Origin of the sequence: Prauserella salsuginis (assembly GCF_024648885.1) — a bacterium.
Lineage (GTDB): Bacteria > Actinomycetota > Actinomycetes > Mycobacteriales > Pseudonocardiaceae > Prauserella > Prauserella salsuginis.
The window spans coordinates 800473-824949 of the sequence record NZ_JANBBF010000009.1 but is presented as its reverse complement, the minus strand read 5'-3'; the positions used below and the strand labels follow the sequence as shown (position 1 = coordinate 824949).

The 24477-nt window shown below is 69.6% G+C and carries 16 protein-coding genes, 1 tRNA gene and 2 pseudogenes; 8 read left to right on the top strand and 11 right to left on the bottom strand.

Annotated features, from left to right (window positions below):
* Positions 1 to 12 precede the first annotated feature (12 nt).
* Positions 13 to 2574, top strand: a complete 2562-nt coding sequence (pepN, locus tag LY40_RS10555) for an aminopeptidase N (RefSeq protein ID WP_258936766.1) — start codon at positions 13 to 15, stop codon at positions 2572 to 2574.
* 166 nt (positions 2575 to 2740) lie between these two features.
* Here the strand turns inward: pepN and LY40_RS10550 are convergent, their stop codons facing one another.
* Positions 2741 to 3241 carry a DUF5130 family protein gene (locus LY40_RS10550; RefSeq protein ID WP_183783905.1) on the bottom strand — a complete coding sequence of 167 codons (501 nt, stop codon included), beginning with the start codon at positions 3239 to 3241 and terminating at the stop codon, positions 2741 to 2743.
* A complete protein-coding gene (ctaJ, locus tag LY40_RS10545) occupies positions 3228 to 3449 on the bottom strand; it encodes an aa3-type cytochrome oxidase subunit CtaJ (protein WP_258936669.1) in 222 nt (73 codons plus the stop codon). The genes LY40_RS10550 and ctaJ overlap by 14 nt, the downstream gene beginning before the upstream one ends.
* Before the next feature lie 510 nt (positions 3450 to 3959).
* Between ctaJ and LY40_RS26505 the strand changes: the two genes are divergently transcribed.
* The gene (locus tag LY40_RS26505; RefSeq protein ID WP_258936668.1) at positions 3960 to 4217 is read left to right on the top strand and encodes a hypothetical protein; all 258 of its coding nucleotides are present in this window, start codon (positions 3960 to 3962) and stop codon (positions 4215 to 4217) included.
* A gap of 494 nt (positions 4218 to 4711) precedes the next feature.
* Here the strand turns inward: LY40_RS26505 and LY40_RS10535 are convergent, their stop codons facing one another.
* A complete protein-coding gene (locus tag LY40_RS10535) occupies positions 4712 to 5446 on the bottom strand; it encodes an HNH endonuclease (protein ID WP_258936667.1) in 735 nt (244 codons plus the stop codon).
* Between the two features lie 202 nt (positions 5447 to 5648).
* On the opposite strand from LY40_RS10535, the gene LY40_RS10530 reads away from it, so the two are divergent.
* Positions 5649 to 6632, top strand: a complete 984-nt coding sequence (locus LY40_RS10530) for a mechanosensitive ion channel family protein (protein WP_258936666.1) — start codon at positions 5649 to 5651, stop codon at positions 6630 to 6632.
* 59 nt (positions 6633 to 6691) lie between these two features.
* Positions 6692 to 7096 carry a globin gene (locus LY40_RS10525; RefSeq protein WP_258936665.1) on the top strand — a complete coding sequence of 135 codons (405 nt, stop codon included), beginning with the start codon at positions 6692 to 6694 and terminating at the stop codon, positions 7094 to 7096.
* A 99-nt stretch (positions 7097 to 7195) separates the two neighbouring features.
* Here the strand turns inward: LY40_RS10525 and LY40_RS10520 are convergent, their stop codons facing one another.
* From LY40_RS10520 to LY40_RS10500, 5 genes are all read right to left on the bottom strand, one after another.
* Positions 7196 to 7942, bottom strand: coding sequence for a Clp protease N-terminal domain-containing protein (locus LY40_RS10520; RefSeq protein WP_183783898.1), 747 nt, complete (start codon positions 7940 to 7942; stop codon positions 7196 to 7198).
* A gap of 69 nt (positions 7943 to 8011) precedes the next feature.
* A complete protein-coding gene (locus LY40_RS10515; RefSeq protein WP_183783896.1) occupies positions 8012 to 8332 on the bottom strand; it encodes a hypothetical protein in 321 nt (106 codons plus the stop codon).
* 79 nt (positions 8333 to 8411) lie between these two features.
* Complete coding sequence (locus LY40_RS10510; protein WP_258936664.1) at positions 8412 to 9050, bottom strand: DUF8010 domain-containing protein; 639 nt, start codon at positions 9048 to 9050, stop codon at positions 8412 to 8414.
* A complete protein-coding gene (locus LY40_RS10505; protein ID WP_183783891.1) occupies positions 9043 to 9480 on the bottom strand; it encodes an acyl-CoA thioesterase in 438 nt (145 codons plus the stop codon). Before LY40_RS10505 ends, LY40_RS10510 begins: the two co-directional genes overlap by 8 nt.
* The gene (locus tag LY40_RS10500; protein WP_183783889.1) at positions 9477 to 14414 is read right to left on the bottom strand and encodes an NAD-glutamate dehydrogenase; all 4938 of its coding nucleotides are present in this window, start codon (positions 14412 to 14414) and stop codon (positions 9477 to 9479) included. The genes LY40_RS10505 and LY40_RS10500 overlap by 4 nt, the downstream gene beginning before the upstream one ends.
* A gap of 1743 nt (positions 14415 to 16157) precedes the next feature.
* Here LY40_RS10500 and LY40_RS26500 point away from each other — a divergent pair.
* Positions 16158 to 16586, top strand: a pseudogene (locus LY40_RS26500) (hypothetical protein); the annotation flags it as partial.
* Between the two features lie 84 nt (positions 16587 to 16670).
* Positions 16671 to 17129: pseudogene (locus LY40_RS26655) on the top strand (hypothetical protein); the annotation flags it as partial.
* Positions 17130 to 18659: 1530 nt separating this feature from the next.
* On the opposite strand, the gene ettA reads toward LY40_RS26655, so the two are convergent.
* The 3 genes from ettA to LY40_RS10480 all read right to left on the bottom strand — a co-directional run bounded on the left by ettA (position 18660) and on the right by LY40_RS10480 (position 22988).
* Positions 18660 to 20336: an energy-dependent translational throttle protein EttA gene (ettA, locus tag LY40_RS10490; protein ID WP_183783885.1), complete on the bottom strand. Its 1677-nt coding sequence runs from the start codon at positions 20334 to 20336 to the stop codon at positions 18660 to 18662.
* A gap of 95 nt (positions 20337 to 20431) precedes the next feature.
* Positions 20432 to 20872 (bottom strand): single-stranded DNA-binding protein, encoded by a 441-nt coding sequence (ssb, locus tag LY40_RS10485; protein WP_183783883.1) that lies wholly within the window; start codon positions 20870 to 20872, stop codon positions 20432 to 20434.
* Positions 20873 to 21026: 154 nt separating this feature from the next.
* The gene (locus LY40_RS10480; RefSeq protein WP_258936764.1) at positions 21027 to 22988 is read right to left on the bottom strand and encodes a bifunctional copper resistance protein CopD/cytochrome c oxidase assembly protein; all 1962 of its coding nucleotides are present in this window, start codon (positions 22986 to 22988) and stop codon (positions 21027 to 21029) included.
* A 336-nt stretch (positions 22989 to 23324) separates the two neighbouring features.
* Here LY40_RS10480 and LY40_RS10475 point away from each other — a divergent pair, with 336 nt between their 5' ends.
* On the top strand, positions 23325 to 23801 hold the full coding sequence (locus LY40_RS10475; protein WP_258936663.1) for a peptidase inhibitor family I36 protein: 477 nt from the start codon (positions 23325 to 23327) through the stop codon (positions 23799 to 23801).
* Between the two features lie 400 nt (positions 23802 to 24201).
* Positions 24202 to 24275 (top strand) — tRNA-Arg (locus tag LY40_RS10470).
* Positions 24276 to 24477 lie beyond the last annotated feature (202 nt).

The following is a 24477-nucleotide window of genomic DNA, read 5'->3' as shown; positions in this document are numbered from 1 at the left end:
ACCGAGGTGTCCGTGCCCGCCCCCAACCTGACTCGGGACGCTGCCCAGCAGCGCGCCGACCTGCTCGACGTCCAGTCCTACGACATCCTTCTCGACCTCACCGACGGCCAGGGCCGCCCCGGCGAGAAGACGTTCGACTCCAGGACCACGATCACCTTCGCCGCCGCCACTCCCGGGGCGGAGTCCTGGGTGGACATCGTCGCCGAGGGTGTGCGTTCCGCGACGCTCAACGGCACGCCGCTCCCGGTCGACGGGTACGTCGAGGACGACGGCCTCGCCCTTCCGGACCTCGCGGAGACGAACGAGCTCACGATCGAGGCCGACTGCCGGTACATGAACACCGGTGAAGGGCTGCACCGCTTCGTCGACCCGGTGGACGAGTCGGTGTACCTGTACTCACAGTTCGAGACGGCCGACGCCAAGCGCATGTTCGCGTGCTTCGACCAGCCGGACCTCAAGGCGACGTACCGGCTCACCGTGATCGCCCCGAAGGGCTGGAAGGTCGTCTCCAACGCGCGCGTCGAATCCGAGTCGGAGACACCCGAGGGTGCGGTGCGGCTCGTGTTCGCCGAGTCCGAGCGCATCTCGACGTACCTGGTGGCGCTCGTGGCAGGCCCGTACGCCGAGTGGCGCGACGAGTACCGCGACGAGAACGGCACCATTCCGCTCGGCATCTACTGCCGCGCCTCGCTGGCCGAGTACATGGACGCCGACCGACTCTTCAGCGAGACGAAACAGGGCTTCGGCTTCTACCACCGCAACTTCGGTGTGGCCTACCCGTTCTCGAAGTACGACCAGCTGTTCGTGCCGGAGTTCAACGCGGGTGCGATGGAGAACGCGGGCGCGGTGACGTTCCGGGAGGACTACGTCTTCCGTAGCCGCGTCACCCGCTATTCCTACGAGCGTCGCGCCGAGACGCTGCTGCACGAGATGGCGCACATGTGGTTCGGCGATCTCGTCACCATGCGCTGGTGGGACGACCTGTGGCTGAACGAGTCGTTCGCGACGTTCGCCAGTGTCCTCGCACAGGCCGAAGCGACCGAGTACACCGGCGCGTGGACGAGCTTCGCCAACATCGAGAAGTCGTGGGCCTACCGGCAGGACCAGCTTCCCTCCACGCACCCGATCGCCGCCGACATGGTCGACCTGCAGGCGGTCGAGGTGAACTTCGACGGCATCACCTACGCCAAGGGCGCGAGCGTGCTCAAGCAGCTCGTCGCCTACGTCGGGCAGGACAACTTCTTGTCGGGGTTGAAGGTGTACTTCGACCGTCACGCGTGGGGCAACGCGACGCTGGCCGACCTGCTCGCCGCCCTCGAGGAGGCGTCCGGCCGCGACCTGTCGTGGTGGAGCGCCCAGTGGCTCGAGACAACGGGGCTGAACTCGCTCCGCCCGGCGTTCGAAACCGGCGCCGACGGCAGGTTCACCTCCTTCGCCGTCCTGCAGGGCGGAGCCAAACCGGGTGCAGGAGAGTTGCGGACCCACCGCGCCGCCGTCGGCATCTACGACGACGTCGACGGCAAGCTGGTGCGCACCAAGCGCGTCGAACTCGACATCGACGGCGACCGCACGGAGGTGCCCGACCTGGTGGGCGCCGACCGCGGCAAGCTCGTGCTGGTCAACGACGACGACCTCACCTACTGCACGATGCGGCTGGACAACGAGTCGCTGGTGACGCTGATCGACCGGATCGGCGAGATCACCGACCCGCTCCCCCGAACGCTGTGCTGGTCGGCCGCGTGGGAGATGACGCGGGAGGCCGAGCTCAAGGCCCGCGACTTCGTCACGCTCGTGCAGCGCGGTATCGGCGCGGAGACCGAGGTCGGCGTCGTCCAGCGACTGCTGATGCAGGCCCAGACGGCGCTGAACTCCTACGCCGAACCCACGTGGGCGCAGCAGGAGGGCTGGCCCGCGTTCACCGCACGGCTGCTCGAACTGGCACGCACCGCCGAGGCGGGGTCAGATCATCAGCTGGCGTTCGTCAACGCGCTGACCGCGGCCGTGCTCGACGAACAGACCCTGTCGGTACTGGCGGGCTGGTTCGACGGCTCGGCGACCCTGGAAGGCCTGGTCGTCGACACCGACCTGCGGTGGCGGCTGTTGCACGCGCTGGTCGCCCACGGCCGGGCGGACGAAGCGGAGATCGCGGCCGAACACGAGCGGGACGACACCGCGACGGGCCGCCGCCACGCCGAGCGTGCCCGTGCGCTGCGGCCGACGGCCGAGGCCAAGGCGGAGGCCTGGGAGCGCGCGGTCCACGACGACGAGCTGCCCAACGCGGTCAACGAGGCCATCATCACCGGCTTCTCCCACCCGGGACAGAAGCATCTGCTCGAGGGCTACGTCGACACGTATTTCGCCACGATCGACGACGTGTGGACGCGCCGTTCCAGTGAGGCCGCTCAGCCGACGGTGGTGGGCCTGTATCCGTCGTGGTCGGTCACGCGCGAGTGCATCGCCGCGGCCGACGCGTGGCTGGAGGGCGAGCACTCGCCCGCGCTGCGCAGGCTCGTCTCCGAGGGCCGCGCCGGGGTCGTGCGCGCGCTCGCGGCCCGGGAGTTCGACGAGAGCTGAGGCCGGCCCGACACCACGACGCCCCGACACCACGACGCGTCGGGCAACAGGACGCGGATCCTCCCAGCACAACGCCCCGGCACCGAACTGATCGGTGCCGGGGCGTTGGGTTTGGCTGTGCTGAGTGGTCAACACCGCGCGCGGTGTCGCCCTCCGGCGTCGGCCGTCAGTGGGTGGGGCGGCTACCCGCCTGGTCGGCCATCATGCGCAGGCCGCTGACGAAGCCGCCGGTCAGATCGCCTTCCTTGAACGAGGCGACCATGCTCATGACGGCCAGCTTCACGGCACGATCGGGCACGCGCTGCGTCGTGTTCGCGCCCGTGACGATCTCGACGACCCGTTCACCCGGCGACACGGCGATCAGCACGGCGTCGTCGCCCCGCGTGCCGAGCCGGTCGTGCAGCTGCTCGGCGGCCGCGCGCGAGTCCTCGGCGCCCAGTGAGCCGAGGTAGATGCTGAAGTCGATACCCGTGTCACGCGTCGCCAGCGCGAGCGCCTCGTCGATACGGCTCAGCTGTTGTGTCGTGAATGGGCCGTTCGGAGCAGCGGGTACGTACTCCTGGGCGCGCGAGATACGCCCGCTTTCCGTAACAGCGGCGCCGTACGGCAACTCGGCCGGGTCGACCGCGGCGGCGTCACGGTCGTGGACCAGTTCACCAGTTCCCACGGGCACCTCCTCGGTCCGTCGAGGGTTTGCCGGACGTACCGGCGCTGACCGGGTTGGCACTCCACCATGTCGCAGGGTGGTCCCATTCCTGCCCCGGGCGATACCGTGGCCGCCCTGCGAACTTCGAACGCAGGGTGACCAGGGCGAATACGCCGCAGATGGCGAGCGGGATCACCACGAAGACCAGGGTCGTCTCGAGGATGCTCACGAGCGCAGGGTATCCGACCGGCCCGCAGGTGCGACCACCTGGAGCCTCCGCCACGCCGCACTGACCTGTGCCGCTCGCCGCATCTCAACCACCGTCCGCCGCTTGCCGGAGACGTAATGGCACGTTGAGCCGAAGCGCCACTGGCAGACGGTTGCAACTCGACGTACACCCGGACTCACCGGGCGCATCGTGCTTGTCAGGGGTCAGGGACCCTCGTACGTTTTTCACACGTACGGGTTCTTGCGCCCCGACGTTCCCAACCCCACTGACTTCCGCCTGTCACAGGAGGCCCACATGCTTCACGTCCTGAGCCCCGCCGCGACGAGCGACAACGCGACGTCGTCCGACGCCGCCCGCCCCGCAGAGCTCGGAACGCGAGTCACGCGCGGTACCCGCGTCACCTGTGGCACCCGAGTGACGGCAGGCACGCGCGTCACGCGCGGTACACGAGTGACCCGCGGCACGCGCGTCACGATGGGCACGCGTGTGACTCGGGGTACTCGGGTCACGATGGACACCGACGCCACCATGGGCACCCGCGTCACCCGTGGCACCCGGGTCACCTCCGGCACCCGCGTCACCATGGGCACGCGCGTCACCCGCGGTACCCGGGTCACGATGGACACCGACGCCACCATGGGCACCCGCGTCACCCGTGGCACCCGGGTCACCTCCGGCACCCGCGTCACCATGGGCACGCGCGTCACCCGTGGCACCCGGGTGACGATGGACACCGACGCCACCATGGGCACCCGCGTCACCGTCTGATCGGTACGACCCGGAACACCGCCTCGGCGTTCCGTTTCCGGCGACGCTCCCGACGAAAGTTCCATCGGCTACCGACACCCGTGACCGTCCACGCCTCCGCGAGCGGCGTTCTCCTGGGCGACGTCTCAAGAGCGCCGTTCCGCGGGCGCTGTTTCCTCGGGGCTGTTCCGCAGGTAAGGACGTCACGTGCGGCCGGAAGGCTGGCATGCCTGCGCGGCGAGTTCGGTTCCGCCGGCGTGCGTTGTCCGGCGGGCACGACTCGGCAGTGAAGGTCGTCCCGGTGCCCACGGGTGCCCGAGGCCGGACGCCCGACAACACTCGGCCGGAGCATCACGGCTGCATGTCGCGCTCGGACACCGTCGTCCGCAGCGCTCCGCCGTGGTGGACCGGCCGCGAGAGTCGACCGACCTCGGAACGAGGGCCGGTGAGGTGCTGCCACGCGCGCCGTTGCAGACCGCGCCATTGCGGATGCGGACGCGTGGTGGCGGAACGCGCTAGGCTGCGGGCGCTCCGAGGTACTGCCGCCACAGCGGGTCGGTTTCCTTCGCGTGTGCGAGCAGCCGCCAGTGCGGCCCGTGCGGCGCGCGGGGAATGGTCCGCATGGTCCAGCCGAGTTCCGAGAGCAGCTTGTCGGCCTTGCGATGGTTGCACTTGGCGCAGCAGGCGACGCAGTTCTCCCACGAGTGTTCGCCGCCCCGGCTTCGCGGCTGGACGTGGTCGATCGTCTCGGCACGGCCGCCGCAGTAGGCGCAACGGAAGCGGTCTCGGTGCATCAGACCGGCACGCGTGAGCGGCACCTGCGCGCGATAGGGAACGCACACGTAGTTCGACAACCGGATCACCGACGGCACGTCCACGGTCATCGTCGCGGCATGCAGCGTGAGCCCCGACGGATCCTCGTGCACGACTTCGGCCTTGCCGCAGACGAGCAGGACGATCGCCCTGCGCAACGGCAGTGCCGTCAGCGGTTCGAACGTCGCGTTCAGCAGCAGGACCCGGCGCTTTCCCCAGCCGGGGCCTGACGAACCGGAGCCAGCCTCACGGGAGCGCCACGCCCCGGGCGTTCGGGGAACCCTGCCCGCGCGCGGCGGGCCGGTGGGATGCGGCCCCGTCGGAGCCGTTCCACCGCGGTTCACGCCGGATGCCGGCGCGCACAGCATGACCTCCGACGCCGTCCCGGCCGGCTGCCGGGGGTGAGCGCCGTGAGGGCTCGGTTGTCGGTCTGGCACGCGACCACCTCCACCGGTGCTGCCCTAGTCGACCACACATCGCCCCTGAAACGCACGTGTGTTAATGCACGTGTCCGCCCCGAGTACCGTGGCTGTGGAATTCGACGTGGTCAACATGCCTCACCTGCGCCCGGGCAGGATCAGTGAAGTGGGCGGCGTCACACATTCCCTCGATCATGCAACGGAAGGAAAAACACGCCCCGTGGACCAGTTGCTCAGCGAACCCCCGTCCTGCATTCAGGAGGCGGGCACCTGGTGCCAGCAGATCTGGCAACTCACCGGCAACGAATGGCTGGCCGGTTCGGCGAACTGGCTGATCGCCAAGCCGCTGACCATCCTGCTCATCGCCATCATCGCGTTCTTCGTGCGCCTGGTCATCCGCAGGCTCATCGAGCGAATGACCCGCACTCCCGAGGACGGCGCCAAGGACAAGGTCCCGGCGCTGCTGAAGCCGCTGAAGGAGAAGGCCCCCGACCTCATCGGCCCCGGCATCCTCGAACGCCGCAGGCAGCGGGCCAGGACCATCGGCTCGGTGCTGAAGTCGATCACGACGGTCGTCGTCTACACGATCGCCTTCGTGCTCATCCTCGGCGAGCTGGGCATCAACCTCGCCCCGATCATCGCCTCCGCGGGCATCGTCGGTGTGGCCGTCGGTTTCGGCGCACAGAACCTCGTCCGGGACTTCTTGTCCGGCATCTTCATGATGATGGAGGACCAGTACGGCGTGGGCGATGTCGTGGATGTCGGCGAGGCTGTCGGCACCGTCGAGGCCGTGGGGCTGCGCATCACGACGTTGCGCGACCTGAACGGGACCGTCTGGTACGTCCGCAACGGCGAGGTGCTCCGGGTCGGCAACTTCAGCCAGGGCTTCGCCGTCGGTGTCGTCGACATCCCGGTGGCCTACGACGCCGATCTGGACCGTGCCACATCGCTGCTCAAGGAGGTCCTGGCCACGTCGGCCGAACGTGAAGACCTCGCGCCCGACATCTTGGAGACCCCGACGGTGCTGGGCGTCGAGAGCGTGACCCCCGAGGCAGTACTCCTGCGTCTGACCGTGAAGGTGCGTCCCGGCAAGCAGTGGGCAATCCAGCGTGCGCTGCGCGCCGACGCGATGGCCGCGTTCGAGCGCGCAGGCTTCCAGCCGCCGTTGCGGCGGCTGTTCCAGAACGGCAACAACAACGCGTGACGTCACCGGGACAATGAAGACCAGCCCGACCATCGTTCGAGATATCCGAGGTGCCCGAAGTGTCTGAGGCCAGCGGCGGAACCGCCGACCCGCGCACGTTCTACGACGCGGTGGGCGGTGAGGAGACGTTCCGGAAACTCGTGGCGCGGTTCTACGCCGAGGTCGCCGACGACGAGGTGTTGCGACCGCTGTATCCCGAGGAGGACCTCGGCCCGGCCGAGGACCGGCTGCGACTGTTCCTCATGCAGTACTGGGGCGGTCCGCAGACCTATTCCGAGCAGCGCGGCCACCCGCGGCTGCGGATGCGGCACGCGCCGTACAAGATCGGCCCGATCGAACGGGACGCGTGGCTGCGGGCGATGCGCATCGCCGTCGACGAGACCGGTATTCCCGAGCCGTACCGGACGAAGCTGTGGGACTACCTCGAGATGGCGGCCCAGTCGATGATGAACAGCTGGGTCTGACGGTCGGCCGACGACTACGGGGAGGGCGCTGTGATCACGCGATCACAGCGCCCTCCCCGTAGCGGCCGTCCTCGGGCGGCCGAGTCACGCGCGGCCGAGTCACGCGCCGTCCCGCTGGCCGACGAGCACGGCCAGCGCGGCATGGACGAATGCTTCGACATCGGCTTTGGCGACGCCGGCAGTGGTCAGGACGCCGTCGTCGCCCTCGTGTTCGAGCAGTGCCAGCAGCACGTGCTCGGTTCCGATGTAGTTGTGCCCGAGGCGCAGCGCTTCCCGGTAGGTCAGCTCGAGCGCCTTCTTCGCCTCCGCCGAGAACGGCGGCAGGTCCGGAGCGTCATCGGATTCGCCGTCCTCTGGCAGCGCGGCGATGGCGGCCGCCCGCAAGGACCGGTCGGTCACCCCCTGATCGGCGATCGCCTTCGCGGCCAGCGCCTCCGGTTCGGTGAGCAGGCCGAGCACGAGATGGACGGGTGTGATCACGGAGTGGCGGTGCTCGCGGGCAACGTCACCGGCCGCCATGACGGCGTTCCTGGCACGCGGGGTGAATCGCGAGAAGCCTTCGTTGGGGTCGAGCACCTCGTCCCCCTTCGCGACGAATCGCTTCTGGGCGGCCTGTTTGCTGACACCCATGCTCTGGCCGATGTCGGTCCACGAGGCGCCTGCGCGACGGGCCTGGTCGACGAAGTGCCCGATCAGATGGTCGGCGATCTCGCCGAGGTGCTGTCCGGCGAGGACGGCGTCGGAGAGCTGGTCGAGCACGTCGGTGCGTGCGGTTTTGATGGCGTCGATCAGGTCGTCGAGCCTGACCGGGTGCGCGATGACGCGCGGTTGCGGTGTTTCGGTCATGCGTCAACCATAGGTTGACCTTCTCCAAGTCGTCAACACTGGGTTGACGGCAGTGTGGCGTGGGCGTGATCAGCCTTCGCCCATACCCATGTCTTCCATCCCGCCATGACCGCCGGCCTCGTCGGCGTACTCGTCGTAGGCCTGGGCGCTCACCCAGCCCGCCGCGCCGCCGGCAGCCAGATACGGCGCCGCGCCGCCGACAGCGCCGGCGACCCGTTGGAATCGGGTCCGCTCGTTGGCGTCGGGAATCGGTGACCCGGCTTGCTCGGCGGGCGGCCGTTCGGTCCGCCACGGTGTCTCCTCGGGACGGACGTCCGCCAGGAACTCGGCGGTCGGATCGGCAGGTTCGTCGGCCCGATCGTCGTCGGCGCGTCGCGACTCCTCGCTCATCGGCCAACTATGACACCCGCGACGGACCGCGGCCACTGATTCGCTGCGATCGCCGCAGGTCACCCGCAGCTGTGCGGTTTCAGAACAGCAGCGGCAGCAGCGCGTGCCTGCGGCGGACGACCGCGCCGTACCGGCCGTCGAGCCGCAGCCACGCGTCGGTGGCCGTGACCCGCACGACGTCATCGGCGACGGAGGAGTCGACGAACCCCATGCCGGACATCGCGAACAGGCACCGCATCGGCACCTCGAGCTCGGTGTTGTCGTCGCCGGACACGGTGAGCACGGTCTGATCCATGAGCGACGCGGGAGGCGTGCCCTGCGGTCCGACGTTCTCCCTGGCCACGGCGACCCCACGATCGGCGAGGTCGGCGACGATGGCCGCAGGCAGCGTGTCGACCTGTCGCCACCCCGCACCCGACGGTAGTTCGGAACGCCACAGCAGATCGCGCGACGGACCCGGGTCCATCCGCTCGCCCGGCGCGACGGTCAGTGCCGCGAGCAGCTCCGAGCCCGACACGGTCACGTCGCCCGGCTCGATCTCGCCCTCCACGGCACGCGTCACGAGCACCTCGAACGGGGTACTCGCCCATGCTTCCAGCACGCCGGGCCTGCGCATGCGCAGCCGCACGACCGCCTGCCCGTCGAGGCGGACCGCCCTGGCTATGAACGCACCCAGCGACTCGCGGTCGGCCGGGTCGGGGATTCGCAGCTCAGGCACGGTCCGCCTCCGGGATGTGGTCCGTCAGGAAGGCACGCTCCTGCGCGGCGAGCCTGCGGGGACGCGCGGCTCCGACGTCGTACGGCGCAAGCAGCGTCCACGCCGTCACGGCCACCGGGTCCGATTCGGACGGTCCGTTGTGGACACGATAGGCGAGTGTGAACGACGCCTGCTGCAATCGGGTCATGGTGATACCCACCCGCAGTTGTTTGCCGTCGACGATCACCGGCTCCTTGTAGTCGACCCCGAGCTTCACCACGACCGTACCCTTCGCGAACTCGCCGAGACCCTGAGCGGTCGCGTCGTCGAACAGCAGCGGCACCCGCGCCTCCTCCAGCAACGTCACCATGCGCGCATGGTTGACGTGGCCGAACGCGTCCATATCGGACCAGCGCGGCCGGACATGCGTGACGTACTCGCCGACACTCATCCGACCGTGCTCCGGATCTGCCGCGCGGCGACCGACAGCGTCGCGAGGTCGATCCGCCCGGACCGCGAGATCTCGTCGAGCGTCACCCGGGAACGGGCCAGCCGGGAAGCATTCGCCTGCTCCCACTTGGCGATCTTTTCGTCGACCGAGTCGCCCGGATCGCTGTGCCGCAGGGCGTCACGCGTGATGGCCCGCAGCGAACCGTACAGGTCGTCCCGCAACGCGAGCCTGGCCAGCGCGTGCCACCGGTTGTCACGCTCGAGCTGGTTCACCGACGCGAGCATGTGATCGAAACCCAGGTGGTCCGACAGCGCGAGATACAGTTCGGCGATGTCCACCGGGGTGCCCTCGCCGTCCGGCTCGGCCACCTCGGCGACCTCCGTGATGTCCAGCAGCGCATACCCGAGCAACAGCTCACTGACGCGCTCCGCGAGCTCCGTGGGCACGCCCGCCGCGGTCAGCCTGCCAACCTCGGCACGCACCTTCTCGGCCTCACGCCCGCGCACCAGCTTGCCCAGCCGGCCGGTCAGCGCCCGCACCGGCTCACCGAACCGGTTGATCTCGGCACCGACGGCCAGCGGCTGCGGACGGTTCGTCAGGAACCACCGGGACGCCCGGTCGAGGAGCCTGCGGGTCTCCAGCACCATCTCGTCGGCGATGTCGGTCGCCACAACGGTGTCCAGCTCCGCGATCGCCTGCCACACCTCGGAAAGGCCGTAGACGTTCGTGACGACCGAGTACGCCCGCACCGCATCGGTCGCCGTGGCGTTGAGCTCCTCGGAGAGGCGGAACGCGTACGTCAGGCCTGCACCGTCGACCACCTCGTTGACCAGCCAGGTCGTCGTGATCTGGCGCAGCAGCGGGTGCTTGGCCACCGACGCGCCGAATCGGTTGCGCAGCGGTGTCGGGAAGTACTCGGCGGCGCGACGGCTGAACACCTCGGCGTCGGGCAGTTCGCTGGCGAGGATCTCGTCCTTCAGGTCCAGCTTGACGTGCGCCAGCACAGTCGCCAGTTCGGGCGACGTCAATCCCTGACCGGCGTGCTCGAGCTCGCTGAACCCGGAGTCGACGGGCAGCGCCTCGAGGTGCCGGTCCAGCGCACCCTTGGCCTCGAGCGCGCCGACGAGCCTGCGGTGCACCGACACCATCGCGTCCGTGTGATGACGCGCGACGCCCAGCACCGCGTTCTGCGTGTAGTTGTCCCGCAGCACCAGCTCACCGACCTCGTCGGTCATCACCTCGAGCAGCTGGTTGCGCTCGGAGACCTCCAGCTCTGCCGTCTCGACGAGCTTGTCGAGCAGGATCTTGATGTTGACCTCGTGGTCGGAGCAGTCGACCCCCGCCGAGTTGTCGAGCGCGTCGGTGTTGACCTTGCCGCCGTGCCGGGCGAACTCGATCCGCCCGCGCTGGGTGAGACCGAGGTTGCCGCCTTCGCCGATGACCTTCGCACGCACCTGGCTGCCGTTGACGCGCACGGCGTCGTTGGCCTTGTCGCCCGCGTCGGCGTGCCGTTCGCCGGTGGCCTTCACGTAGGTGCCGATACCGCCGTTCCACAGCAGGTCGACCGGCGCCTGCAGGATCGCGTGGACCAGCTCGGCCGGCGACATGCTGTCGACCCCGTCGATGCCGAGCGCCTCGGCCACCTGCGGCGTGATCGGGATGGTCTTCGCGCTACGCGGGTAGATCCCGCCGCCCTCGCTGATGAGCGAGCGGTCGTAGTCGTCCCACGTCGAACGCGGCAACTCGAACAGCCGTGTGCGCTCGGCGAACGCACTCGCCGCGTCGGGGTTCGGGTCGAGGAAGATGTGCAGGTGGTTGAACGCGGCCACGAGACGGATGTGCTCCGACAGCAGCATGCCGTTGCCGAACACGTCGCCGCCCATGTCGCCGATGCCGACGACCGTGAAGTCCTGGCTCTGCGTGTCGACGCCGAGCTCGCGGAAATGCCGCTTGACGCTCTCCCACGCACCCTTCGCGGTGATGCCCATGTCCTTGTGGTCGTAGCCGACCGATCCGCCGGAGGCGAACGCATCACCCAGCCAGAAGCCGTAACTCTTGGCGACCTCGTTGGCGAGGTCGGAGAACGTCGCGGTGCCCTTGTCCGCGGCGACGACCAGGTAGTTGTCGTCACCGTCGTAGCGGACGACGTCGCGGGCGGGCACCGTGACACCGTCGACGAGGTTGTCGGTGAGATCCAGCAGGCCGGAAATGAACATGCGGTAGCAGGCGACGCCCTCGGCGTGCTGCGCCTCGCGGTCGATGCCCGGGTCGCCCGTGGCCGCCGGCGGACGCTTGACGACGAACCCGCCCTTGGCTCCGACCGGCACGATGACCGCGTTCTTGACCGCCTGCGCCTTCACCAGGCCCAGCACCTCGGTGCGGAAATCCTCGCGGCGGTCGGACCAACGCAGCCCGCCCCTGGCGACCGAGCCGAAACGCAGGTGGACACCTTCCACGCGCGGCGAGCACACGAAGATCTCGTAGGCCGGACGCGGCTCGGGCAGGTCGGGCACCTGCTGCGGATCGAGCTTGAACGCGAGGTACGGGCGAGGGTTGCCGTCGGTGTCGGTCACCCGGTAGTTGGTGCGCAACGTCGCCACGATGACCGACAGCAGCCTGCGCAGGATCCGGTCCTGGTCCAGGCTCGTGACCTCGTCGATCATCGAGCTGATCTCGTCGACCTGCTCGTTCGAACGGTCCTCGCGCTGCGCGTCGTCCGGGCCGAAGCGGGTTTCGAACAGCCGCACCAGCGCCGTCGCGATGTCGGTGTGCGCGAGCAGCGTCGTCTCGATGTAGTCCTGCGAGTACGGCGAGCCAGCCTGCCGCAGGTAGCGGGCGTACGCGCGCAGCACCGCCACCTGCCGCCAGTCGAGTCCGGCACGCAGTACGAGAGCGTTGAACCCGTCGACCTCGGCATCGCCCCGCCACTCGGCGGCGAAGGCGTCCTGGAAGCGCACCTGGAGGTCCTTCTCGGCCTCCACCGCGGCCATCACGCCCGGGTCGATACGCAGGCCGAAGTCGTAGATCCACAGGCGGGCACCGTCCTCCCGCGAGAGTTCGTACGGCCGCTCGTCGACCACCTCGACGCCCATACGCTGCAACAACGGCAGCATCGTCGACAGTGTCACGCCGTCGCCCTGGGTGTAGAGCTTGAACCGGCGCTCCCCCGGCGCCGCACCGTCAGGCAGGTAGAACGACATGCGCACGTCGGCTCGCCCCTCGAGGGATTCGAGCATGCGCAGGTCGCGCAACGCCGACTCGGCGTCGAAGTCCTCCTTGTAGGCCTCGGGGAACACCGTCGCGTAGCGCTGTGCCTGCTCGGTGGCCGATTCCTCGCCGGCGAACGTCACGGCCTTGCCGTCGCCCGCGCGCTCCCTCCGTTCGGCGAGGATCGCCTCCACCATCAGGTCGTCCCAGCTGCGCATGGCCTCGGCCAGCCGCTCCTGGATCCGCAACGTGTCGGGTTCGACGGTCGCACCGGGATCGGTGTGGACGGTGAAATGCACCTGAGCGAGCTGCGTCTCGCCCAGCCGCGTCGCGTACTCCAGGTGCGTGCCCTCGAGTTCGTCCAGCAGCACCTGCTGCATCGCCAGCCGCGACCGTGTCGTGTACCGGTCGCGCGGCAGGAACACCAGGCACGAGTAGAACCGGCCGTACGTGTCGCGGCGCAGGAACAGCCGCAACCTGCGCCGATCGGCCAGCGTGATCGCACCCGTGGCCGTGGCGTACAGCGAATCCGGATCGGCCGAGAACAGGTCAGCCCGCGGCCAGTTCTGCAGCACCTCCAGCATCCGCTGGCCGGAGTAGGACTGCATCGGGAACCCGGCGCGGTGGATGACCTCCCGCACGCGGCGTTCCACAACCGGGATGTCGAGTACGTCCTCGTGCAGGGCCGTCGTGGTGAACATGCCGAGGAACCGGTGCTCGCCGGTGACGTTGCCGTCGGCGTCGAAGGTCTTCACACCGACGTAGTACGGGTAGATCGGGCGGTGCACCGTCGACGGCGCACCCGCCTGCGTGAGCACCAACAGCTCCGGCTTCAGCGCCTGAGCTGTCGAATCCGGTCCGGCGGTGAGGTTGCGGGCGGCGAGGCTGTCTTGCCGCAGCACACCGAGCCCCGACGCCAGCACCGCACGCAGCGCGGCCTCGCCGCCGTCGTCGATCACCTCGTAGTGCCGGTAACCGAGGAACGTCAGGTGACCGTCCGCCAGCCAGCGCAGCAGCTCCGCACCGTCGCGGACCTCCTGCTCGGACAGCGGCGGCGGCGTGTTGTCGAGTTCGTCGGCCAGGGAGAGCGCGGCGGCGGCCATGCGGTCGGTGTCCTCGACGACCTCCCGGACGTCCTCGAGCACAGCCAGCAGCCGGTGGTCGCACTCGCGTGCGCGATCCACATCGGTGATCGAGTCGATCTCCAGGTACATCCACGACTCGACCGTCGCGCCCGCCGGCGGCTGTTCGACGTCCCCGCCCGGGTGGAGCTGCTGCAGACCGCCGGACATGTCCCGCGTGACCAGCATGATCGGGTGGACGATGCGCTGCACGTGCACACCACCGCGCGCCAGCTCTGCCACGACCGAGTCGACCAGATACGGCATGTCGTCGGTGACGACCTGGATGACGGTCGATTCGCTCGACCAGCCGTCCTCGGCGGTCGTCGGGTTGAACAGACGGAGTGCGGGCCTGCCCGGCACCCGGTTGCGTGCCAGCTCCAGGTGCGACCGCACGGCGCCGACGAGGTCGTCCGGGCTCTCACCGATGATCTCCTCGGCGGGGATCAGGCGGTAGTAGTGACCGATGAGGTCGGCGATGTCCGGGGCCTGTGCCGCCGCAGCGGCGATCAGGTCGTCCCGGAGTTGTTCCGGGCTCCGCCGGCTGGGCGTGGGGCCTTCCCGGTCCGCGTTCTGCGAACGGGACTGGACACCGGTCGAGCTCATGTCGGGCAACGCAACTCTCCAACTCTGGCGATGACAGCTCGGACGTGCCGTTCGGTCGTCGCCACTGTATCGGGACGCTGCCCTCCGGGTTGCCGGATGGCGCGGTCCTAACGATCGTGGCGGCCGCCTTGTCCCCGAGCGTGCGCGCTGCCGTTACGGCGACGGCCGTTCACGCCCGCCCCACTGCCGACGGCGTGGCCGTCACGGTCGTCGCCACCCGGCGTCGATGCAAGGGCCGCACCCGACGCGACCTGGTGCTCCGCGAGTGCACGCGCGAGCAGCTCCGCCAACCCGGCGTCCTCCGGCGGTTCGTCGAGCGGAAGCTCGTGGCGTGGCAGGTCGGGCACGCCGGTATCGGACACGGCCGGTTCGTCGACGCCCGATTCCGGGCGGGCGGATTCCGACGGTCCGGGCTCCGACGGTCCGGGCTCCGAGGTGCCAGAACCCGCGGTGTCGGAGGCCGACGTGCTGGGGTCCGCGGTGTCGGAGTTCGCGGTGTCGAAGTTCGGGGCGCTGGGGTCGGATGCCGTGGTTTGCCAAGAAGTGGCTTGCCAAGCAGCGGGTTGCCAAACAGTGGGTTCCGGAGCGGCGGGTTCGGGAACGGTGGATCCGGAAGCCTCATGCTCCGAGGGGACGGAATCCGAGGCGCTGGGCTCCGTCGCGGTCGTTCTGTCGTCCCTGGGGTCGTAGAACGCCGAATCCGGGAACGTGGCGGATTCGGTATGTCGTCCGGCATCGCTACTCGGCGCGATGTCGGTGGGCCTGGCCGGAGTAACGCTCGCCCCCGAAGCTCCTGTCGAGGAGTCGGCGACCGGTTCGTGACCGGACAGCGCGTGAGTGGCCGACAGGTGCGCACCCCCACCGCGTGTGGTCGTCCGGTCCGATTCGGCCCCCGCGGCGTCGCCCCCTGAGCCCGGTTCCCCTTCCGGCGCGAGCGCTTCCATCGGCAGCAACGGCGGCGGCAACTTGACCCGCGGCAGCCACGGGTCTGCCACCGACTCACTCGCAGCGCCGATGCCACTGCCGGAACTGCCGGTCTCGGTAATTCCGGGGTCGAACCCGCCGTCACCGACCTCTGCGCCCACACCGGCACTGTGATCGGCGGCAGGGCTGAAGTCGGTGGTGCCGAAGTCCGTGGTGCTGAAATCCGTGGTGCCGTGATCGACGGCGCCGCGGTCGCCGCTGTGATCGCCGGCGCCGTGGTCAACTGCCCAGCGAGCGTCCGCACCGAAGTCCGCAGTGTCGTTGCCGGTACCGGTGGTTCCGGTTTGTGTGGCCGCCGGGCCGATCGTGGGCTCGTCGGTGATCGCGGGAAGGATCGCCGTCGAGTCGTCGACCTGGGGCGCAGACGCCGTCGCTGCCGCGAGGATCGGCTCGACGCTGGCTCCCGCCGTCCCGGAGTCCAGCACGTCCGCCGCCGCCGACTCCGTGGAGCGGGACCTCGCAGGGTCGTCGGCCCCCGCCGGCCTGGTCGCCCCGGCACGGGTATCGACCGTCGACGGCGACGCGGACGACGAAGCCTCCGATGACGAGAACTCCGATGACGGCGACGCGGGCGACGACGAGCCCGCATCCGCGGCCCGGTGCGAGGACGCTGCCTCGCCACCGTTGTCGGCATCGGGAGAGTCGGATGAGGCTGCGTGGCGGCGGCCGCCGCGCGACGGCGAGATGCCCAGCCGGTCCAGCACCGAGCGTGCGGTGACCGAGCCGTGATCCACATCGCGGCGGCGGCGCTTCCGCGGCGTGGCCGGTTCGGACGAATGTTCGGACGAGGTATCGGCATCGCCGGCATTCGATCCGCCCGATGCGACCGCGTCTGCCACGGAATCGGTCTCTCCTGCCGACGTGTGGGCCCGCCTCGGCGCCGCCTGGTCGGACTCCGCGGCGTCAGCGGCCGGAGCGTCCACGGCCGGGGTGTCCGCGGCCGGGGTGTCCGAAATTCCTGAGGCGGCGGTCGTCCCCGTGCCATCGGCCGATGAGAAGGCTGTCCCGGCTGCGCCGATCACCCGAAGGTCCGCCGTCGAGGTTTCCGCGGCCCCGTGCGAGACGGCGGCGGCGTCCGACTCACGGTCGGCAGCCGGGTGGTCGGTGGCCCTGTGCACCGTGGCCGGTCGTACCGGGGCCCGTTGTTCCGGGGCCCGCTGTTCCGGGGCCCGCTGTTCCGGGGCCCGCTGTTCCGGGGCCCGCTGTTCCGGGGCCCGCTGTTCCGGGGCCCGCTGTTCCGACGCCCGCTGTTCCGGGGCCCGCTGTTCCGGGGCCCGCTGTTCCGGGGCCCGCTGTTCCGGGGCCCGCTGTTCCGGGGCCCGCTGTTCCGGGGCCCGCTGTTCCGACGCCCGCTGTTCCGCGGCCCGCTGGGCTGTTTCCGTCTGTTCCGGGGCCGCCTGTTCCGTGGCGCTCTGCTCGGTAGCGCTCCGTTCGGTGGCGCTCGGTGCGGTGTCCGCGTCGCCGGTGTCCGTGGTCGACACCGCGGTCGCCGGAGCGTTCGACTCCGCGGTCGTGGACCGGTCCGCCGGTGGACCGTCTGCGCGCGGTATCGCGGGCATCACCATGGTGGCTTCGGCTGCCGCCTCAGCCGGTTCGTTCGTGGAGGCCCGGTCGGCCGCAGCGGTAGTCGCATCGCTCGACCGGGACGTCTCACTGCCCGCTGCCGACGACGCGCCACCGGCGACGGTTGCTCCGTTCCGGGCCTGCGGGCCGTGGCCGTTGACCGGCTGATGCCCGTTCACGGCCGCACTGTCGGCGCGGGTGGAGACGTCGCTCTTCGGGGACCTGCCGCCCGCGGGGGCTCCGTTGACCGCTCCGGCACGCTGGGCATCGGCCGCGACCTGTGATGCGGCGGGATGCGCGGACGCCGGTCCGACGGCCGAGGGCACCCCCGCGGCCGGAGCCGGGACCGACTGCTGCGGACGCGCCGAGGTGACGATCTCGGCCAGATCCACCGGCGCCTGCTCACCCGAACCGAATTCACCGTGCAGGACGGCACGCGCCTGACTGCGAGCACGCGCGTACCGCTGCTCGGCTGCCCGGGCGTTGTGCAGACACGTGACGGCTTCGGCGGGATTGCCGATGCGTTCCTCGACGTTCGCCAGTTCCAGCCAGAGCCGCGCGACCACGGCGTCGAGGTCGTGGCGCACCACGCCGTACAGCGCGTCACGCAGCATCGTGGCGGCGGATTCGGCCGCGCCGTTGCTCAGCAGGACGCGCGTGGCCAGCGCGGCACGGAGCCACGCGGTCGGCGCGACGGCCGCGGCACGCTCCGGTTCGTCGAACAGTGACTGCGCCGCTTCCAACGCGGGCTCACCGTCCCCGCGGTCCAGCAGCGAGCACACGAGCTCCAGGACGAGTCGGACCCTGGCGACCCCGCCGTCCCGGGACGGGTCGGCCATCCGATCGAGGAAGCCGATGCCCGTGCGGGCTGCATCGGCGGCGCCCATCGTGTCGCCGTGGCGCCTGCGGTGCGCCGACACCCCGAGCCTGATCATGCCGCGCGCCATGAGCTTGTCGTCCTCGTCGAGTGTGGCGTCGGCGGCCACGAGACGGTCGCCTTCGAGGAGCACCCGATCGAGCTCGGCCTTGCGTCCCAGCGTGCCAAGGCAGCCCACGAGGTGACACAGCGCGGTCGCGCGCCGCACTGTCGACAGGCCGCTCACGGTGAGCACCGGCCGCAGGATGGCCAGTCCGGTGAGGGGCGCACCGACACTGCGCGCGCACACGGCCAGGTCGGTACGGACCTGCGCGGCGATCACCGGGAGTTCGGCGTCCTCCGCCGCGCGCAGGGCCGCGACCGCCCGCCCGACAGTGGAGGCCCGATGCCCGAGCAGGACGTGTGCGTGAACGACCGTGGCCTCGGCCCGCACCCACAGCGCGTTCGCGCCGGAGGCCTCCGCCAGGCTCGCCGCCCGTTCACCGAGAATCGCGGCGAGCTCGGGCGCCCGCCACTCCATCGTGTCGGCGCGATCCAGGAGCTGCTCCACTGCGGACAGGTCGCCGACGCCGCCCGCCGTGACGTCGTCTCGGTGCACACCACGAGGAACCGCGGTGTCGCGGCCGTTGACCGCGTGCGTACCGGCCGACTCAGTGGCAACCACGGGGACTCCGCTCTGTGAGGCCTTCCATTCCTGCAGATGGGCGTGCCGACGAGCCGGCGGTCCGGGGCCGGTTCCCGTGCTCGGGTTACCCGGCCCGGCCGCCGACTCGTGAGAGACCGACCCTATCCAACGTCGCAGCGGTCCCTGGTCCGGGTGATCAGTCCCGGGTGAGCTTGCGGTGGGTCACGCGGTGCGGCCGCGCCGCCTCCTGCCCCATGCGCTCGATCTTGTTCTTCTCGTAGCCCTCGAAGTTGCCCTCGAACCAGAACCACTTGGCCGGGTTCTCGTCGTCGCCCTCCCAAGCGAGGATGTGGGTGGCGATGCGGTCGAGGAACCAGCGGTCGTGGGAGATGACCACGGCGCAGCCCGGGAACTGTTCGAGCGCGTTCTCCAGCGAGCCCAGCGTCTCGACGTCCAGGTCGTTGGTCGGCTCGTCCAGCAGCAGCAGGTTGCCGCCCTGCTTGAGGGTCAGGGCGAGGTTCAGGCGGTTGCGCTCGCCGCCGGAGAGCACGCCCGCCTTCTTCTGCTGATCGGGTCCCTTGAACCCGAACGCACTCACGTAGGCACGGGACGGCATCTCGACCTGGCCGACGTTGATGTGATCGAGCCCGTCCGAGACGACCTCCCACACGGACTTGTTCGGGTCGATCCCGGCCCGCGTCTGGTCCACATAGGCCAGCTTCACGGTGTCGCCGATCTTGACGCTGCCCTCGTCCGGATCCTCGAGGCCGACGATCGTCTTGAACAGGGTCGTCTTACCGACGCCGTTCGGGCCGATGACGCCGACGATGCCGTTGCGCGGGAGCATGAACGACAGGTCGTCGATCAGCAGGCGGTCGTCGAAACCCTTCTTGAGGTGCTCGACCTCGACCACCGTGTTGCCCAGCCGCGGGCCCGGCGGGATCTGGATCTCCTCGAAGTCCAGCTTCTTGCTCTTCTCCGCCTCCTCGGCCATCTGCTCGTACCGTTCGAGACGCGACCGGGACTTGGTCTGCCGGGCCTTGGCGTTGGAGCGCACCCACTCCAGCTCGGACTTGAGTCGCTTGGCGAGCTTGGCGTCCTTCTTGCCCTGCACCTCGAGGCGTTCCCGCTTCTTCTCGAGGTACGTGGAGTAGTTGCCCTCGTAACCTTCGACACGGCCGCGGTCGAGTTCCATGATCCACTCGGCCACGTTGTCCAGGAAGTACCTGTCGTGCGTGACGGCGAGGACCGCGCCCGGGTAGTTCGCGAGAAACTGCTCGAGCCACAGCACGCTCTCGGCGTCCAGATGGTTGGTGGGCTCGTCGAGCAGCAGCAGGTCGGGCTTCGACAGGAGCAGCTTGCACAGTGCGACACGGCGCCGCTCACCGCCGGACAGGTGCTCCACGGGCTCGTCGCCGGGCGGGCAGCGGAGTGCGTCCATGGCCTGCTCGAGCTGCGAGTCCAGTTCCCACGCGTCGGCGTGGTCGAGGTCTTCCTGGAGCTTGCCCATCTCGGCCATGAGCTCGTCGGTGTAGTCGGTCGCCAGCTGTTCGGCGATCTCGTTGAACCGGTCGAGCTTGACCTTGATCTCGCCGAGGCCTTCCTCGACGTTGCCGCGCACGGTCTTCTCCTCGTTCAGCGGCGGCTCCTGCTGCAGGATGCCGACGCTGGCGCCGGGCTGGATGAACGCCTCGCCGTTGCTGGGCTGGTCGAGTCCCGCCATGATCTTCAGGACGGTCGACTTGCCCGCACCGTTCGGGCCCACGACGCCGATCTTCGCGCCCGGGAAGAACGCGGTGCTGACATCGTCGAGAATCACCTTGTCCCCGACGGTCTTGCGCACCTTCTTCATGGTGTAGATGAACTCGGCCATACCGCGATCGTAGAGCCGAGCCGCGAGCCGGCTGACGGCGCCTCGCCTTGTCGCCCTGAAGGTCCGCGGCTCGGCCCTCGACGGTCACGGACACGTCAGGCCGCCGAGGCGGTCGCCATCGCCGGCTCCGCCGTTTCCCCGACGCCGTGCCCAGGGTCGGGACGATTCCTACCCCGGGGGTTTCGCTGAACCCCACTGGTGCACCACGAAAGATTCGGGCCGACGGCCTGTGCCTCCAACTCGGTCACCGTGCGCGACTGCCCGTCCGTGACGAACTCGGTTGTGTACAACCGCCCGCTCACCACGACGGGATCGCCCTTCGACAGCGAGTCGCGCACGTTCTCCGCGAGCCGCCGCCAGCAGGAGACGCGCACCGCGAGGGACCGGCCGTTGCACCACTCCCCCGATTCCTTGTCGTAGCGCCGTTCGTTGCTGCGCAGCCAGAATCCGGCCACCGAGCCGCTGTGGGTGTCCTTCATGAACACCTCGCTGGAGATGTTGCCCACCACGGTCACCGTGGTCTCACCGATCGCCATTGCCATTCCTCTCGCCGGGTTGTTCGGTGTCTCCACCGTGCCCGGCGACGTGGGCCGGCAAGGCCGTCGCGGCGAATCTGTGGACAGCTGTCGGCGACGTGGACAACCCGGCCGGGACCGGGCCGGTCCCGGCCGAAATCGTCGGTGGGGCGTGCTACTCGCGCCGGGTGCCGCTCGCGAGCTCCTTGAGCATCGTGTTGTAGGCGGCCAGGTCCTGTTCACCAGTGGCGTCCTCCCGCCGGTCACGGCGGCGTGCCTCGCGGTCGTCGGCCCTGGCCCACTGGACGAGCAGCGCGACCATCACGATCACCACGGGAATCTCACCCGTCGCCCATGCGATGCCGCCGCCGGTCTGCTGGTCGAGCAGCAGGTCCTCGACCCAGGGCAACCCGAGCCCCCGGTAGAACGCCTCGCCGATCACCGTCTGCATGTTCATGAGCGTCACGCCGAAGAACGCGTGGAACGGCATCGACACGAACACCATGCCGAGCTTGACCAGGTGCGGCAGTCGCCGCGGTGACGGATCGATGCCGATCACGGGCCAGTAGAAGACGTACCCCGCCAGCAGGAAGTGGGCCTTCATCGCCAGATGCGCCCAGTGGTAGTTCAGCGCGGCGTCGAACATCCCCGAGTAGTAGAGGCCGTAGAAGGAACCGACGAACAGCGTCGTCGCCACCACCGGGTTGGTCAGCACCCGCGTCACGGGCGAGTGGACGAACGCCAGCAGCCACTCCCGCGGCCCCGGGGGCGCGTTCCTGCCCGCGGTCGGCAACGCACGCAGCGCCAACGTGACCGGGCCGCCGAGTACGAGGAGTACAGGCACGCCCATCGACAGGAACATGTGGCTGACCATGTGCATGCTGAACATCGACGGCGAGTAGCGCCCGATGCCGGACGAGGTCGCCACCAGCAACATGGCGCAGCCGAGCACCCACGCCCAGGTCCGGCCGACGGGCCACGGGTCACCTCGGCGGCGCAACCTGCGCACCCCGGCCAGGTAGAGCCCCGCAAGCACGATCGCCGCCGTGCCGTAGACGAGATCGAACCGCCATGCGGTGAGCAGCGTCCAGAACGTGGGAGCGCCGGAGAGTTCGTAGCCGAGCAGCAGCTCGGTCGTCGACGGCTGAGCGGCGATCTCCGAGGGCGGCGGGGTCCGTGCGAGCGCGGCCGCGAGCCCGATCGTGACGAGCATGATCAGCACTTCGACGCCGGCGAGGCGCAGCAGCTGCCCTCCGCCCGCACCGTCGCGCAGCCCCGCGATGCTGCGACTGCGCTGCTGGTGCCCGAACACGCCGAGCATCAGCAGCAGGACCACCTTCGCCAGCACGAGCAGGCCGTAGTCGGTGGTGAGCAGGTCTCCCGGCTCCACCCGCACGAGCGCGTTGACGACTCCGGACGCGGCCATGACGATCCAGGCGACCAGCGCGATCTTCGAGAACCGGGTGGCAGCGAGCGTCAGGTGCGCGCCGCGTCTGCGTCCGTGCGCGAGGAGCGCGATGAGCCCGCCGACCCACAGTGCGGCGCCGAGCAGGTGGAACAGCAGGCTGTTCGTGGCCAGGTCGTGGGATCCGCCGCTGGCGGAGTGACCGGTCATGGCGACGGGCAGCAGGCCCGCGACGGCGACGAAGAACAGCACCGTCGTCCAGCCCCACGTCAGCACCAGTCGGCAGCCGAGGACGAGCAGCAGTGCGATGCCCGACGTCATGAGCCAGGCCTTCGGCTGTTCGATGGCGCCGACGAAGTTGAGGAAGACTTCGGGCTCGAGCAGCTCGGTGACCGGGCGGCCGGCACCGTCGGCAGCGACGAAGAACACCGAGGTCAGCGCGAGGACGAACCAGGCCCACGCGGCGTGACCGGCGGTGCGGACTGCCGCGTAGCCGTCGGCGGCGAGCGTGCCGGACCGCTGGGGCGGCACGAGGAACGCGGCGAGCAAAAGCGATCCGATGCACACGGCCGATGCGAGGTCGGCGGCGACCCGGACGACCGTGATGCCGTAGGTGGTGAGCGGGCCGGGGTCGGAGATGCCGGCGACCTCGCCGAGTCCGCCCGTCAGCGCTACCAGGCCGACCGCGACGACGATGCCGAGGAGCGCGCCGACGGTCAGGAGGGGTGCAATGCCCGCCCCGCGTGGCACGCGGACGTCGGATTCGGGGTCGGCTTCGGTGGACACGGTTACGAGGGTAGGCCGCCGACCATCGGCCAGGGCCGCCGGTCGGCGCGTGACGCCGGGCACGCCGCGACCGCCTCGCCGTAGCAGCGTTCGACACCCGCCACAAGCGGTTCCCCGGAAAATGTGGACAACCGTCGAACGTGAGTAGGTACCCGTAACTCGAACGAGTCTTTCATCGCGAGTTGTCCACAGAATCGCGTTTCCGTGCTGACATTCCGGTCAACCTTCGCCATCGTTGGATCAGACCCGAACACGACGAATCGACCATGGGGGAGAAAACCGATGACCCGACGTCCCGTCACCTTCCGTACCGCCCTGCCCGCCGTTCTGCTCAGTGCCGTCGCAACGGTGGCCGGCTTCGCGGCGCCGGCCGCCGCGGGAACCGCCGACGGCGCGTCCCCGCACCGCACGACCTCGACCGCACCGTCGGGGTCGACCTCGGCATCGGGTTCGGCGGCGTCACCGCAGCCGCACCATCCGGAGTCGGCCTGCAACTCGGGAGAGTTCTGCGCCTGGCAGGAGGAGTTCTACGACGGAAAGCTCCAGCGGTTCGACCTCCGGAATACCCAGACGGAACAATGCGTGACACTCGACAATGAGATGGAGGCACACTCGTTCGCTACCAGAATGGAGCGGCACGTGACGGTCTATCAGGACGACAAATGCGCTACGCAGGCCGATTTCAGCACTTATCCGGGCCCGGGCACGTACGTTCCGCAGGCGCCGTACGTGGTGCGTGCGATCCAGGTCTGGGAGTGACAGCGCGTCATCCCACCGGCCAGGCCGGTACGTCGGGACGTCACGGCTGGGGAACCCGTGACGTCACGACGGCCGGTCAGGATGCGGTCACGGAGCCCCGACCGTGACCGCGCCGTGGGGGCGCCGTTCGAGGGAGCGTGCTCCCCGCGCTCCGTCCCGCGCCCGGCGCCCCCACGGCACCTCCTCACTCGCAGGCAGCATGCCGCGCCGTATCCTGGGGCCACTCCCGGTGACCCCAGGTTCGCCGGCCACCGCGATGCGGACACGGGCGGCCCGCCCGCGGTGCAAGTGTGATCCACGTAGCACCATGAGACACGAGTGAAACGAATCGGGCACATTGCACGATCACCCATACGGCGATGACTAAGCTGGCTCACCGCGGCCGGCACGGTCGCGCCGAGCCTCCGTAGCTCAGCTGGATAGAGCAAGAGCCTTCTAATCTCTAGGTCGCAGGTTCGAGTCCTGCCGGGGGCGCTACCAGCGGAAACGCTGGAATCGTTGCAAGTAGAGCAAGAAAGTGGCGAGCGACGATTCGGCGTATGTCCGCCGATGCCTCTCCCCTGCGCGACCTCGCCGACGACTGGGAACGCTCCCCGGCCGCCGGCAGGGCCAAGGGCACCGTGTAGCTGTACCTGGGCCACGTGCGTTACGTCGATACCTGGCTCGCCGAGACCGA